Consider the following 14,566-nt stretch of genomic DNA (forward strand, 5'->3'; position numbering starts at 1 on the left):
ATATTATGCTCTTTATTAATAATTACGCGTATAGGAGGTTATATCTTAAGGCTATTGTCTTTTTCTTTATATTATTTATGACTATAAGTTTTACTAAAGCCCAAATTAGTAATCCTTATTTTGTTAGAATTAATACCAGCTCCGGTTTACCCAGCGATAATATTCATTCATCTTTACAAGATAAACGTGGTCTTATTTGGTTATCTACTAAGAATGGTTTGTCGTATTATGACGGATCTAAAATGTCAATATTGGTCTATCATCCAAATAAGAAAAATCCTGTTGTCGATTTTACCGCTTTTATTCAAGATCAATCAGGAGTCTTTTGGTTAGGTTCATATGGTGGTTTATTGATAAACTATAATCATACTAATAGAGAATTTTCTTCTGTTGATGGTATTAATATTACACCAAAAAGTAATCCTATTACATTGCTATATGAAGATAATGAAGGTTTTATTTGGATAGGAAATAATACAAATAAATTATGGCGTTTAAATAAGATTAGTGGAAATGTAACTGTTGTTGAAATTAAGAAAGAAAATAATTCTGAAAAAAATAGAATAAAGATTAATGATGTTTGTGAAGATAATGCTGACAATTTATGGATCGCTACTAATAATGGCTTTTATAAATATGAAAAACAAAGTAGAACAATTACTTCATACTATCGCGAGCCTAATAATTCTTCATCCTTAGTTGATAATAAGGTAAATTGCCTTCTTTCAGATAAAGATAATTTTCTTTGGATAGGTACAGATGAAGGTCTTGAACGTTTTAATGATAAAAACCTTGAATTTGTGCATTTTAACACTCATACTGAGGGCGTAAACTTACTTTCGGGTGATAAGATAACAGATTTATTTATCGATTCTCATCAACAATTATGGGTGGGTACTAATAAGGGTTTGAATTTAAAACGTAATGATAGAAAAGGGTTTCAATTTTTTCAATATAAAGAATATCAAGATAATAGTATTCCGTCAAATTATATTACAAATATAAATGAGGATAATGCCGGACATCTGTGGGTAACTACTCAAAATGGGGGAGCAGCTTTACTCGATTTAAATCCCAAATCAATAAACAATACAAAACTGGTTGAACAGATTAATGGACTAATTACTACTGAAATTACTTCACTATATTACGATACTAAATCAAATTCATTGTGGATAGGAACTGAATCGGAAGGTATATTTCACTTTTTGTTGCATAATGGAGCTTATCCCTATGCCTATTATAATAATGAGTCTAATCAGTTAGAATACAATGGTATTAAAGATCTATTTATTGATTCAAACGGATATTTATGGATAATTTATAAGAATAATAGTTTTGCAATTAAGCAAGAGAAAAGAAATAAATTAGTGTCTGTTTTACCGCAAGATGCTTATCAGTTTATAAATAATAAAACCGTACTTAAGTTTGTTTTCCAAGATGCCGATAATAATCTCTGGCTTGGTTTGAGTAATACTGTAATTGTGGTCTCAATCAAAGACGGGAAAAAAATAAGAGAATTTAAGCATAAAGAACTTTTTCCCAATCTTGAAGAATCATTAGAAATTACATCTATAACTCAAGACTATAGGAGAAATATTTGGTTTGGATCGAGTGCTTTTGGAATTTCTGTTGTAAATCTAAGTACAAATATCAGGAATAGATTCATTAGTAATCCAACAGAAGTAAATACTCTAAGCTCTAATCGTATTCAATGCTTTTTCGAGGATTACAAAGGTGTAATGTGGATTGGAACAGCCGATGGAGGTTTAAATAAGTTTAACAGGATAAACTTCAATTTTGAGAGAATAGATAAAACTAATGGTTTAGCAAGTAACAATGTGCAGAGTCTTATTGAGGATTCGGAGGATAATCTTTGGATAGGAACATCTGCCGGTTTAAATAGTATGAATCAATCAACAAATACTATTGCTCTTTTTGATAAAATGGATGGCTTAAAAAGTAATGCTTTTGTCAGAAATGCTGTTTCAATAGGTAAATATGGTGATTTATATTTTGCTACTCAACGTGGGTTTAATGCTTTTAACCCTTCTTCATATCATACTAATAAATGTGGATTTAATCTTATTTTTTCCGATTTTATCATTAATAGCGTATCAATATTTAAACAGGAAGAAAAAGATCAGCTTCAGGCGTTTTTAAATGCCAACCCAATTTTATTAAAGCCTACACAGTCAAATATTAGTATAGAGTTTTCGGCTTTGGAGTTTTTAAATCCTAATAATGTAAACTATTATTATAAGCTTGAAGGAGTTGACCAAGATTGGGTTGATAGTAAAAATAATAACTTTGTTAGTTATATAAATTTAGCTCCGGGAAGCTATACTTTTCATATTAAAGCTTCTAATAAAGCAGGGAATTTTACACCTAATACCGCATCATTACAGTTTGTAATAGCTACTCCTCTGATTAAACGAGTGTGGTTTATAGCAATGATTACAGTTATTTTACTTATATTGATAATTGCGTTTATTCGATTGAGAATAAATAGAGTAAGAAAACAGAATATATTATTGGAAGAGCAGGTTGAGCTGAAAACAAGGGAAATAGTAGATTCAAACCTTCAATTACAAAAAGAAGTTGACGAAAGAATAAGAGCAGAAGCCAATGCCGAAAGAGCAAGTAGAAGTAAAAGTCAATTTTTGGCAAATATGAGTCACGAAATACGTACTCCTATGAATGCAATTATTGGGTTTACAGATTTATTAGCGTCACTTGTTAAAGATGAGAAACAGCGGTATTATTTAAATTCAATTAGGAGTAGCGGTAAAAGTTTGCTTGTATTAATTAATGATATTTTGGATTTATCTAAAATAGAAGCCGGACATTTTCATATTGATTACAGACCTATTAGTCTTATTAATCTATTTGAGGAGATTAAACAGGTTTTTGCGCTCAAATGTGATGAAAAAGATTTAGACTTTGTGCTTTATATGGATGAGAAAATCCCTCCTTCACTCATTATGAGCGAAATACGTCTTCGTCAGATATTGGTTAATTTAATTGGGAATGCACTTAAGTTTACCGAAAAGGGCAGGATAGGACTTAGTGCTAGAGTAATTGCAGATGCAATTAAGGAGAATAAAATTAATCTTCTTATAGAAGTAAGCGATACAGGAATTGGGATAGAAGCAGATCAGCAAGAACGAATTTTCCAAGCTTTCCATCAAACAGAGGGGCAGGATGTTAGAAAATACGGTGGTACAGGATTAGGACTTTCGATTTCTAAGCGTCTTATTGAACTTATGGGAGGTAAGTTAGAAGTGAAAAGTGAATATGGTAAAGGAAGTACGTTTCAAATTTACTTGAATAATGTAGAAATTTCTGAAGAAGATGTTGTGCAAACCGATGATCCATCATTCACAGTGGCAAATAAATTGCATTTTAAACCTGCTCAATTAATGGTTGTAGACGACAGTCAGACTAATAGATCCTTAATTATTGAATTGTTTAGCGATACTGAAATAACTGTAATTGAAGCAGGAAATGGTCAGGTTGCTGTAGAAAAAGCAATAAATTTATTACCCGATCTGATATTAATGGATATACGAATGCCGGTTTTAGATGGTTATGAAGCTGTAAAACTAATCCGTGCCGATAAATTAAGTAAAAACATTCCTGTTATAGCCTTAACCGCCTCTATATCAGATGAAAATAAAAATAAATATACTGATTCGGGTTTTAATGCTGTTTTACTTAAGCCGTTAGATATTGAAGTGTTATTGCAAGAAGTTTCAAAGTATTTACCTTTTGACAGATTAGATAAAGAGTTGCAAGTTGAGAAAGAAGCCGAAAATTTAATTGAATCCCTTGAAGCAAGTAAGCCAAATCTTAACAAACTGCAAATTGCAATAGTAGATTTAAAGGAATTGATTCCGGTACAGGAAAAATTAAAAAAACAGAAGTTTGTAAATGATATCCTTCTTTTTGCAAAACAGATAGGAGCAGTCGGAACAAAATATAAAATCTCTTATATATCAAAATATGCAGATAATTTAGTTTTTTATACTGAAAATTTTGATACTGAGAAAATGGAAAAATCAATCAATAATTTCCCCAATCTAATTTTAGAATTAGAGCAGTATTTAAAAAAATAATTATGGAAGATCCAAATTATAAATTGTTGATAGTAGATGATTTACCGAAAAATTTGATGGTTCTTGGTAATATTCTGTTAAAAGAAAATTTTCAAATTGCTTATGCTAAAAGCGGAAAAGAAGCTATAGCGCAGGCTCTTGAAAATGATTTTGATTTGATTTTACTCGATATTATGATGCCGGAAATGGATGGCTACGAAGTTTGTCGTATTTTGAGGAAAGAGAAGCAAACAGCAAAAACGCCAATTATTTTTTTAACTGCAAAAAATGACACAGAAAGTATTGTAAAAGGTTTTGAAGCAGGAGCACAGGATTATTTAACTAAACCATTTAATACTAATGAATTACTGGCTCGTGTGCATACTCACTTGGAGTTGAAAAAGAATAGGCAAAGACTCGAAATACTAAATAATACATTAGAAGAGAAAGTAAAAGAAAGAACAGCAGAGCTTGAAAAAGCTAATAAAAAAATAGAGACCTTAGACAAAGCAAAGTCGGCTTTTTTAGGGTTAATTAGTCACGAAATAAGAACTCCTCTAAATGGAATTATTGGTTTTTTGGATATACTGAAGCAAAGTATAGAAGGTGATAACAGGGAATTGATTGATATGACTGTTGAAGCAGCCGAACGACTTTATAATTTTTCGGAATTGTCTTTATTAATAACTCAATTGAATGTTGATACATATCAACTTCAAAATAAAAATATCAATTTTATTCATTTGCTCGATAATGTGAGAGAAAAAATAAATGAAAAATGGAAAGACGAAAGACAAATTAATTTTCGGCAATCCATTCAGTCACAGTCATCTGTTTTGAAATTAGATCAGGTATTGATAGAAAAAGTTCTGTTTAGTTTACTCGATAATGCAGTAAAATTTTCAGAGGATAAAGCACAAGTTGATTTAAGTATTTATAACGATTCCGGATACTTAGTTTGTGAAATTCAAGATAATGGTTGTGGATTTACCGACGAAGCACTTTCGTATGCTTTTGAACCTTTTACCGGAGAAAAACAGCACGATATAGAAGGTTTTGGATTAAACCTTGCGGCAGCAAAGTTAATTGTTCAGGCGCATGAAGGTAGGATAGATGTCGAAAATAATGCAGACAAAGGAGCAAAAGTGAGGCTGTACTTAAAAGAAACATTTTAATAGCTAAGTTTTGTTACCATATAATGAGTTCCTATCTAATTTATCTGAATTTGTAGCTAAAGCATTTTTTTTATCTTTGACCGAAATAAGAATTTAAAGAGAAAATATTTATGAAACTATTAGAAGGAAAAACGGCTCTTGTTACAGGTGGCTCTCGTGGAATTGGTAGAACTATATGTTTGAAATTTGCTGAAGAAGGTGCCAATATTGCCTTTTCTGATTTGATTATGGATGAAAATGTTGAATCCTTAGTTAAAGAAATTGAAGCAATGGGTGTTAAAGCTAAAGGTTACGCTTCGGATGCCAGTTCTTTCAGTCAATCGGAAGAAATGGTGACAGAAGTTGCCAAGGAATTTGGGAGTATTGATATTTTGGTAAATAATGCAGGAATAACACGCGATAGTCTTTTAATGCGAATGGATGAAGCCGATTGGGATTTGGTAATTAAAGTAAATCTTAAATCGGTATTTAACCTAACAAAAGCCGTTCAGAAATATATGTTAAAACAACGTTCGGGTTCTATTATTAATATGAGCTCTGTTGTTGGTGTGAATGGAAATGCCGGTCAGTCAAATTATTCTGCCTCTAAAGCAGGATTAATAGGTTTCACTAAATCTGTTGCCCAAGAATTGGGATCACGTAGTATTCGTTGTAATGCTATTGCACCTGGTTTTATTGAAACTAAAATGACCGAAAAACTTCCGGAAGATATTAGAAAAATGTGGATAAAAACTATTCCTCTTCGTCGTGCCGGACAGGCTATCGATGTTGCAAATGTTGCTACTTTTTTGGCTTCCGAACTTTCAACATATGTCACCGGACAGGTTATTAATGTTTGTGGAGGAATGAGTACTTAAAACAGAGAAAAATATATTTTAAATAAGCCTGTTCGTTAATTTTTTTATCTAACAGGCTTCTCTTTTTCATTATTAACAATAACAGGCTAATGACAAGTACTTTTTTTTACATTATAATAATTATCCTTGTTTTTAACTTTTTGCTGGAAACCGGATTAACTCTATTGAATTATTTTTATCCTCAGAGGAAATTTCCATTATTCTTATCTAAAATCTATAGTAAGGAAAAATATGAGAAGTCGCAGGCTTATGAGCAGGCAAAGCTGAAATCAGGAATGTTTATTTCTCTTGTTCAGTTTTTAGTTGTTTTTGCCTTCTTTTATTTTGGCGGATTTGCTTATGTTGATTCTTTTGTACGTAGTCAAAGCAACCATTATATTGTTCAGAATCTGTTATTCTTTGGTTTGCTAGCATTTGTGTCGGATATTCTTATGATTCCGGTTTCTATTTATCACACATTTTATTTAGAAGAAAAATTTGGTTTTAATAAAACTTCTATAAAAACATTTGTGCTTGATAAGCTGAAAGCTTGGTTGTTAATGATTATTATTGGGGGTGGAATCTTATCGCTTGTAGTTTTTATTTATGAATTATCAGGCTCAAATTTTTGGTGGCTAACTTGGCTCACAATAAGTTTAATAAGTTTGTTATTTACCGCTTTTTACTCTGAAATAATTGTTCCTATATTCAATAAGCAAACACCTTTGGAAGAAGGAAGTTTGAGAAATGCAATTGAAATTTTTTCTAAAAAGGCAGGATTTCAATTGGATAACATTTATACTATCGATGGCTCTAAACGCTCAACTAAGGCAAATGCATATTTTAGTGGGATAGGATCAAAGAAGAGAATTGTACTTTATGATACTTTAATCAAAGATTTGGAGGAGGAAGAATTAGTTGCCGTATTAGCGCATGAGATTGGGCACTATAAAAAGAAGCATACAATAGTTGGTATTATATCAAGTATTATTCAAACAGGAATTATGCTTTTTATTCTTTCTTTTTTTATCTCTAAAGATAGTGATATTGCTATAAACCTGGCGCAAGCGGTAGCAGGGAATAACGAACAGGTAAGCTCTTCTTTTTATTTGGGAATTATTGGTTTTGGATTAATTTACAGTCCTATAAGCTTAATTTTTGGCCTTTTATCTAATTTAATATCAAGGGCCAACGAATATGCTGCTGATGCTTTTGCCGTGAAATACGGATTAGCTAAAGCTTTAGGAAATGGATTAATTAAACTAACTGCAAATAACTTATCAAAAGTATATCCTCATCCGCTTTATATCTTTTTCTATTATTCGCACCCTAGTTTACTGCAAAGGATAAATAGAATGAATGTTCCTGAATTTAAAGATTAATTAGAAACTTCTTTTTGCTTGCACTTTAAAGCAAACTCTAAGTATTTATCGGCTTGATCGTATTTCTTTTGAGCCGTCATAACTGATGCTAATAAATAATAGGTGTCAATAAAGCAAGAATCTTTTTCCATAGCCGTTGTTAAATCATTTATAGCATTAGTTGTATCTCCTTTATAAAGATAGGCTCTGGCACGATAAAAATATGCTTTATCGTGATTAGGATTGATATGTATAAGATGGTTGAATTCTTGAAAAGCCAAATTGTAATCTTCTAAATTCCATCTTATACAGGCTTCTCCAAATAAAGCTGTACCATTATTGGGATTTCTTTCTAAAGCATTTGAAAAATCTATTAAGGCAAGAGAGTAATTCTCGAGCGAATAATAACAAAACCCACGAAAAGCATGAGCTTCATCATTTCTTGTATTTTTTTTAATAGCCTTAGAAAAATAGGGGATAGCCTCGTTATATTTCCCTTCGAGAAAAAGAACTTTTCCCTGCTCAACAAATTCAATATCTTTTCTTGTATTGCAGCTTAGTGTAATGCTTAAAAAAATAAAACTAAATAGAATTACCTTTATATTTTTCATAAGGAAGTAAAGGTAAGAAATATGTGTGAGTTATCAGTCTAATCGTTTGCTTTATTACCTAACATTGGAACAAAGCGGAATTTTCCATGAAGCCGTTTTTCATAATCTTTTTCACTAACACGTCTGATACAGGTCATTTCCTGTAAGTTCTTATCTATATCAACGGGAATTACTAAGCGACCTCCGACTTTTAATTGTTTAAGTAATTCTTCAGGAACAAAAGGAGCTCCTGCTGTTACAATTATTTTGTCAAAAGGGGCAAATGCCGGAAGACCTTTATAGCCGTCGCCATAAAATAGTTTAATACGATAATTGAATTGTTTTAGGAATTTTTTTGTTTTTGCAAAGAGTCTTTTCTGCCTTTCTATACTTAAAACTTTTGCTCCCATCTCAGCAAATACGCAAGCCTGATAACCGCTTCCGGTGCCAACTTCTAAAATAGTTTCCCCTGCCTTTATTTCAAGTAATTCTGTTTGAAAAGCAACTGTGTAAGGTTGTGAAATAGTTTGTCCAGAACCAATAGGAAAAGCCTGATCTTGATAGGCGAATTCCAAAAAGGAAGAGTCTAAAAATAAATGCCTGGGAATATTATTGATAGCTTGTAAGACAGCTTCGTCTTTAATTCCTTTGGCTCTGACTGTCTCTACAAGTTTTTTACGTAATCCACGATGTTTATAAGTATCGTTTAGCATTCTTACTATTAATTTTTTTGCGAAAATAAACAATTCAAGCTTGTCAAAAAAAATTACTTTTGTAAAAAAATTAACAATGTCTATATTAAAAATTGGTGTTTTAGGAGCCGGCCATCTTGGTAAGATTCATATTAACTGTATAAAAGAAATAAACGAGTATAAACTTATTGGTTTTTACGATCCTAACGAAACTATAGCTTTAGAAGTTGAGACCGAAAAACAAATAAAACGCTTTTTAAATATCGACGAATTAATTGATGCCGTTGATGTTATAGATATTGTTACTCCAACTTTATCACATTTTGATTGTGCTGTTAAGGCACTAAAGAGTGGAAAGCATGTATTTATTGAAAAGCCCGTTGCCGCTACTGCCGAAGAAGCAGAGCGTTTAATAGAAATTGCCAATGAAGCGCATGTAAAAGTTCAAGTTGGGCATGTAGAGCGTTTTAATCCGGCATTTATTGCTGCTCAGCCATTTTTGGATCAACCTATGTTTATAGAAACACATCGTTTAGCTCAGTTTAATCCGCGTGGTACTGATGTTCCGGTAGTTTTAGATTTGATGATTCACGATATTGACATTATTCTTAACGTTGTAAAGTCTAAAATTAGAAAAGTAAGTGCAAGTGGAGTTGCGGTTGTTAGTGACACCCCGGATATTGCAAATGCTCGTTTGGAATTTGATAATGGCTGTGTTGCTAATTTAACGGCTAGCCGTATTTCAATGAAAAATATGCGTAAGTCACGATTTTTTCAACGCAATGCTTATATTGCTATAGATTTTCTTACAAAAGAGGCTGAAATGGTTCAGATGAGTGATGTAAACTCTGAAACTGATTCTATGGCTATGGTTTTGGAACTGGGTGAAGGCAAAACGGATAAAGAGATTAAATTTATTAAGCCATCCATTGATAATACTAATGCGATAGTCGAAGAATTGAGAAGTTTTCAGAAAGCTATTAAAAACAATAACAAGCCAATAGTTTCGTTATTTGATGGATATAATGCATTAGATATTGCACAAAAAATTCTAAATAAGATTAATGTTTAATTGCCATCTCGTTTATGAATAAGAGCTTACAGACATTAAAATATATCATAGTCGATATTTTATCGGCGGAGATAGTGTGGCTTAGCTTCTTTATTTATCGGCAATCCTTGATTGACAATAATTTATATGCTAATATTTCCAGTATCTTCAGTGAATCTACTTTCTGGTTTGGCTTTGTTTTATATCCGTTTTTTTGGAATATCTTATATGTTTCGGCCGGAATGTATAGAAGAGTTTATCGTAAAACACGTCTAATTGAACTTGAACAAACCGTAGTTATTTCTTTGCTTGGTGTTTTTCTTCTGTTTTTTATCTTGATAATAGACGATAGAGTGCTTTTAAGTAGAAATCAAGCAGGCTTATTCTTTGTTTTTTTACTTAGCCATTTTGTATTGACTTACATCGGACGTTTGCTTATTACGCATCGAACTATCAAAAAAATTCATTCTCGGCAGATTGGATTCAATACTATATTAGTAGGAACAAATGGAAATGCAATTAAAGTATTTAATGATCTAGAAAATCAGAAATATTCATCCGGAAATAATTTTGTAGGATTTGTAAATGCCAAGAAGCACGAAAAATATAAAATAGCATCTGTATTACCTTATCTTGGAAGTATTGCTGATTTAGCGAAACTTATTGAGGAGTATGCTGTTGATGAGGTAATTATTGCTATTGAAAGATCGGAAACAGATTTAGTAACTTCAATAATTACCGAGCTTGAGCTTTTTGATGTCGTAATTAAAATTATACCCCTGTTTCACGATTATATTTTTGGAAATGTAAAAACTACGGGAATTTTTCAAACTCCATTAATAGAGATATCGCCCGATTTAATGCCTGTTTGGCAATTTAGTATTAAGCGTTTGATTGATATAGCGTTTTCAATATTTGCAATAATTATTCTTAGTCCTATTTATATCATAACGGCTATTGGGGTTAAGATGTCTTCGTCGGGACCTATAATTTATTCGCAGGAGCGTGTGGGAAAGCGCGGGCAAAGTTTTAAAATGATTAAATTTCGTTCAATGTATGTTGATGCAGAAGCCGATGGTCCGCAACTTTCCAGTAAGTCAGATGCACGAACAACTCCTTTTGGAGGTTTTATCAGAAAATTGCGCATTGATGAAATTCCTCAATTTTTTACCGTTTTAAAAGGAGATATGTCTATTGTTGGTCCTCGTCCGGAAAGACAGTTTTATATAGATAAAATGCTGGATCGTGCTCCTCATTTTAAACTGATGCAAAAAGTTAAGCCCGGTATGACAAGTTGGGGTCAGGTGAAATTTGGCTATGCAGAGAATATAGATGAAATGATAGAACGTTTACAGTATGATATACTGTATTTAGAAAATATGTCTCTTGCAATGGATTTTAAGATAATGATTTGGACAGTTCTTATTGTAGTTCAAGGACGAGGAAAATAGTTCTAATATACGTTCTGATTTCTTTTAAAACTATTTATAAAAGTTTTTATAACAATTTCAATATCAAGTAATAAACTCCAATTTTCTATATAGAATTTATCTAATCGTATTCTGTTCCTCATTTGTTCTGCATCTTGAACCTCTCCTCTAAAACCTTTGATTTGAGCTAAGCCGGTAACTCCCGGTTTTACAAAATGTCTAACCATATATTTGTCAATAATTTTGGCATATTGATCGGTGAGAAAGATGGGGTGTGGTCTTGGTCCAACAACCGACATGCTTCCCAAAAGGACATTTATAAATTGAGGCATTTCATCAATACTAGTACGTCGAATAAATTTTCCAACTTTTGTCAGGCGTTGATCGTTAACACTTGTCTGTTTTTTATCCGAAAATCCATTGGTGTACATTGAACGAAATTTATATACCTCAAACTCTCCATTATTAAGACCGTTACGCTTTTGTTTAAATATAATAGGCCCCTTAGATTCAAGTTTGATAAAAATACCAAGAATAGGAATCAACCAACTTAAAACAAAGATAATAACGAAGGAAGAAAAAACAATATCAAATCCACGTTTTACCCATTTAATATCGGTTTGAAAAGGGATTTCACGTAAGGCGAAGACCGGAATATAGTCGTAATATTGTAATACTAGATTTTGTCCGTAATCTACCTTAGGATCGGGAATAAACTTGATTTCAATTAAATTATTTTCTGCAAAACGAATAAGCTTATTAATCTCTTCTACTTTTAGTTCTCCCACATTGCAGTAGATTTGATGAAGGTTAATTTTTTCGGCGAAAGCAGGAATATCATCAATATTTCCTAAAAGAGGTAAATCTGTTTCTTTATTTGAGAAAAAACCTTGAAATCTGTATCCATATTCTCTTCTGCTTTCAAAAAAATCAGCTAGTTTTTTTGCGTTTTCTGCCATTCCAACAATAACTACATTTCTAAAGTTACCACCTAAAATACGGTATCGTTTTATGAAAAAGTAGGAGAGAGCACGAAGTAGAATAACTGAGTTTGCCAAAAAGAAGAGCATTTGAAAAATATAATCAACAAGGTTCTCCGATAAATTAATTCTGTATATAGTAAAAAATGCAAAAGCCATAAATGAAAAGACCAGCATTTGTTTAAGAATATCTTTAATAATTCTGGTGAATTTTGTTAATCTGAAGATATGATAAATTCCTAAAATATTAGCTGATAAAAACCAGCCTAAATTCATCATTAATAAAAAATTAACGACTTCTATACCTCGTATAGCATCAGGCAGAATGATAAAAAGATAAAGCAATAGGTTTAAAACTAGAAGATCGAGTACAACAGTAGAGGGACGCAAGTAACTTGAGTAGCGAGTTTTCATAAATTTTTATGGAAATAATTACATATGCAAAAGTATAACGAAAATAAATACTGATTATTTTATTCCAATAAAAAAATATAAAATATTTGAATTAGTCTTGTTTATTCTGCTGGTATGTAGCCAATAAAGGAAATAAAATAAAACTGACAACACCTTTTTGCCTAAAAAGATAGGATTCCGTTAAGGCAAATGAAATAAACAAAAGCCCTACACCTAAAAGTAAGATATTTTTGTTTGTTAACGGATAAAGCACAAAGAAATAAAGCATAAGCAATATCAAAATCCCTCCAAATATTCCTAGCTCAATTAAAATTTGAGTGTATTGATTGTGTAAGTTGTATACGAAATAACCATCGTTTTCTCCCTTTCCGGTGGGCCCACGGTATAAATCGTATTCTGTGTATTTTTGATTTAAAAATGGCTGACTTGCTCCAAAACCAGTGCCCAAGGTGCTGTTGAAATTGGTTTCATGCTCAATTTCATAAAAACAACGTAATTGGAAGAGACGTAAAGTAAGTCCGTTCCAATAGTGTGCCGGTCCAAAATATTCTTTTTCAAAAACATCTTCTATTTGTTTATAATTCAGTATTTCTTTAAATCTATTTTTTGTGAAAGTACTAGTTCCTATCAAAGCTACTGCACTGATAACTAAAAGAATACCGAGACTTAATTTTTTTTTACTAAATCCCGATGTTTTAAGGTATTTGATAAAGAATAAAAGACTTATCAGAATAAGAATACTCAAAATCATTTTGGAGCTTAATAAGAGCTGAAAACCAAATAATAATATTGTCAGAGAAATATCAAGAGTCTTGCTTTTACTTTCTTTGAAAAGGACGGTATACAATAAGAAGATATAGACGAGCCCAAATAGCAGAGCGATATAGATGGCATTAGCCTCAAGAGGGGCTGTTAATTTGTGATAGAAGAAGGTTTCGGTATCTTGTGTTTCTTGATAACGAAAATAAGCCAAGAGTGTAAGAATTAGACCATATAGTAAAAATATTATTGCTGAAATACGAACGGTTTTGTCAATATCTTTAAAAGAAAAAAAAAGTTTATAGCCAATCGAAAAAAGTAAGAAGGGTAAAAGTTTAATAATAGATTCAAAAGTTTCAAGCTTATCTTCCGACCAAAAATAGGAGATGCATGAGAAAAGAAAAAATAATAAATAAAGCCAAGAAATCTTAGGAAAGCTAATTTTGAATTCTTTATACAAGCGGATGATAACAATTAGTGCTGTAAGCAGAAGTATTTTAGAATTCCAATGCTCGGCTAATGGTAATGTTATTAAAATCAATAACAAGAGCGCATCATTAATATTATATTTTTTTAAGAAGGCAAGCATGATTCTAAAAACGATTCGTAACTTGAATTAATTGTATCCCAAGAAAACTCTTCAAGAACTTTTTTCCTATTTTTCTCTTTTCTCTTTTCGCAATCTGTTGGAAGTTCTACGTTTAGCAATTTAGTAATATCTGCTGAAGTTTGAAAATAGAATGCTTCTTCATCTAGGATAGATCTATTAAAAGGGTTGTCGTGTGCGCAAATACAGGCTTTGGAAGCCATTGCTTCCAGTAAAGAAGGGTTAGTCCCTCCAACACTATGCCCGTGAAAATAAAGACGCGCGTGCTCACGTAAATAATTCAGTGCCGGCAGATTGTAAATCGGTCCTATAAACTGAATATTCTTATTGGATTGATATTTTTTTTGAAGTTTTTTCCCAAATTTATTTTCTGGATTTCCAACAACAATAAATGGTTGATTTACTGATGATTTCTCAAATCCATCCAATATGGTTTCAATATTGTTCTCGGGTTCCATACGAGCAATTAACATGGAGTATTCCCCTGATTTCAGTTTCAGTTTATAGAATAAGTCGCTATCTTGTTTTTGGTCATTATGCACTCCATAAGCAATGTATTCAGAAGTAATTCCAT

General features: G+C 31.7%; 11 protein-coding genes. 6 read left to right on the plus strand and 5 right to left on the minus strand.

Features of this window, described 5'->3' with window-relative positions; translation table 11 throughout:
- Positions 1–77: 77 nt before the first annotated feature.
- From J7K39_01765 to J7K39_01780, 4 genes are all read left to right on the plus strand, one after another.
- Positions 78–4,118 carry a response regulator gene (locus tag J7K39_01765; GenBank protein ID MCD6178606.1) on the plus strand — a complete coding sequence of 1,347 codons (4,041 nt, stop codon included), beginning with the start codon at positions 78–80 and terminating at the stop codon, positions 4,116–4,118.
- A 2-nt stretch (positions 4,119–4,120) separates the two neighbouring features.
- A complete protein-coding gene (locus J7K39_01770) occupies positions 4,121–5,272 on the plus strand; it encodes a response regulator (protein ID MCD6178607.1) in 1,152 nt (383 codons plus the stop codon).
- Positions 5,273–5,382: 110 nt separating this feature from the next.
- Entirely contained in the window at positions 5,383–6,129 is a 747-nt protein-coding gene (fabG, locus tag J7K39_01775) for a 3-oxoacyl-[acyl-carrier-protein] reductase (protein ID MCD6178608.1), read from the plus strand.
- Between the two features lie 89 nt (positions 6,130–6,218).
- Positions 6,219–7,490 (plus strand): M48 family metallopeptidase, encoded by a 1,272-nt coding sequence (locus J7K39_01780; protein ID MCD6178609.1) that lies wholly within the window; start codon positions 6,219–6,221, stop codon positions 7,488–7,490.
- On the opposite strand, the gene J7K39_01785 is transcribed toward J7K39_01780, so the two are convergent.
- Both J7K39_01785 and J7K39_01790 read right to left on the minus strand, forming a co-directional pair.
- Positions 7,487–8,080, minus strand: coding sequence for a tetratricopeptide repeat protein (locus J7K39_01785; GenBank protein MCD6178610.1), 594 nt, complete (start codon positions 8,078–8,080; stop codon positions 7,487–7,489). The genes J7K39_01780 and J7K39_01785 overlap by 4 nt on opposite strands.
- Positions 8,081–8,118: 38 nt before the next feature.
- Complete coding sequence (locus J7K39_01790) at positions 8,119–8,772, minus strand: protein-L-isoaspartate(D-aspartate) O-methyltransferase (GenBank protein MCD6178611.1); 654 nt, start codon at positions 8,770–8,772, stop codon at positions 8,119–8,121.
- A gap of 76 nt (positions 8,773–8,848) precedes the next feature.
- On the opposite strand from J7K39_01790, the gene J7K39_01795 reads away from it, so the two are divergent.
- A complete protein-coding gene (locus J7K39_01795; GenBank protein MCD6178612.1) occupies positions 8,849–9,823 on the plus strand; it encodes a Gfo/Idh/MocA family oxidoreductase in 975 nt (324 codons plus the stop codon).
- Between the two features lie 14 nt (positions 9,824–9,837).
- A complete protein-coding gene (locus J7K39_01800; GenBank protein ID MCD6178613.1) occupies positions 9,838–11,253 on the plus strand; it encodes a sugar transferase in 1,416 nt (471 codons plus the stop codon).
- A 2-nt stretch (positions 11,254–11,255) separates the two neighbouring features.
- On the opposite strand, the gene J7K39_01805 is transcribed toward J7K39_01800, so the two are convergent.
- From J7K39_01805 to J7K39_01815, 3 genes are all read right to left on the minus strand, one after another.
- Positions 11,256–12,626 (minus strand): exopolysaccharide biosynthesis polyprenyl glycosylphosphotransferase, encoded by a 1,371-nt coding sequence (locus J7K39_01805; GenBank protein ID MCD6178614.1) that lies wholly within the window; start codon positions 12,624–12,626, stop codon positions 11,256–11,258.
- A 91-nt stretch (positions 12,627–12,717) separates the two neighbouring features.
- Complete coding sequence (locus J7K39_01810; protein MCD6178615.1) at positions 12,718–13,974, minus strand: O-antigen ligase family protein; 1,257 nt, start codon at positions 13,972–13,974, stop codon at positions 12,718–12,720.
- The coding region (locus J7K39_01815) for a glycosyltransferase (GenBank protein ID MCD6178616.1) at positions 13,959–14,566 on the minus strand (608 nt) is incomplete at its 5' end. The genes J7K39_01815 and J7K39_01810, both read right to left, overlap by 16 nt.

The sequence above is a fragment of the Bacteroidales bacterium genome (assembly GCA_021157585.1).
Lineage (GTDB): Bacteria > Bacteroidota > Bacteroidia > Bacteroidales > UBA12170 > UBA12170.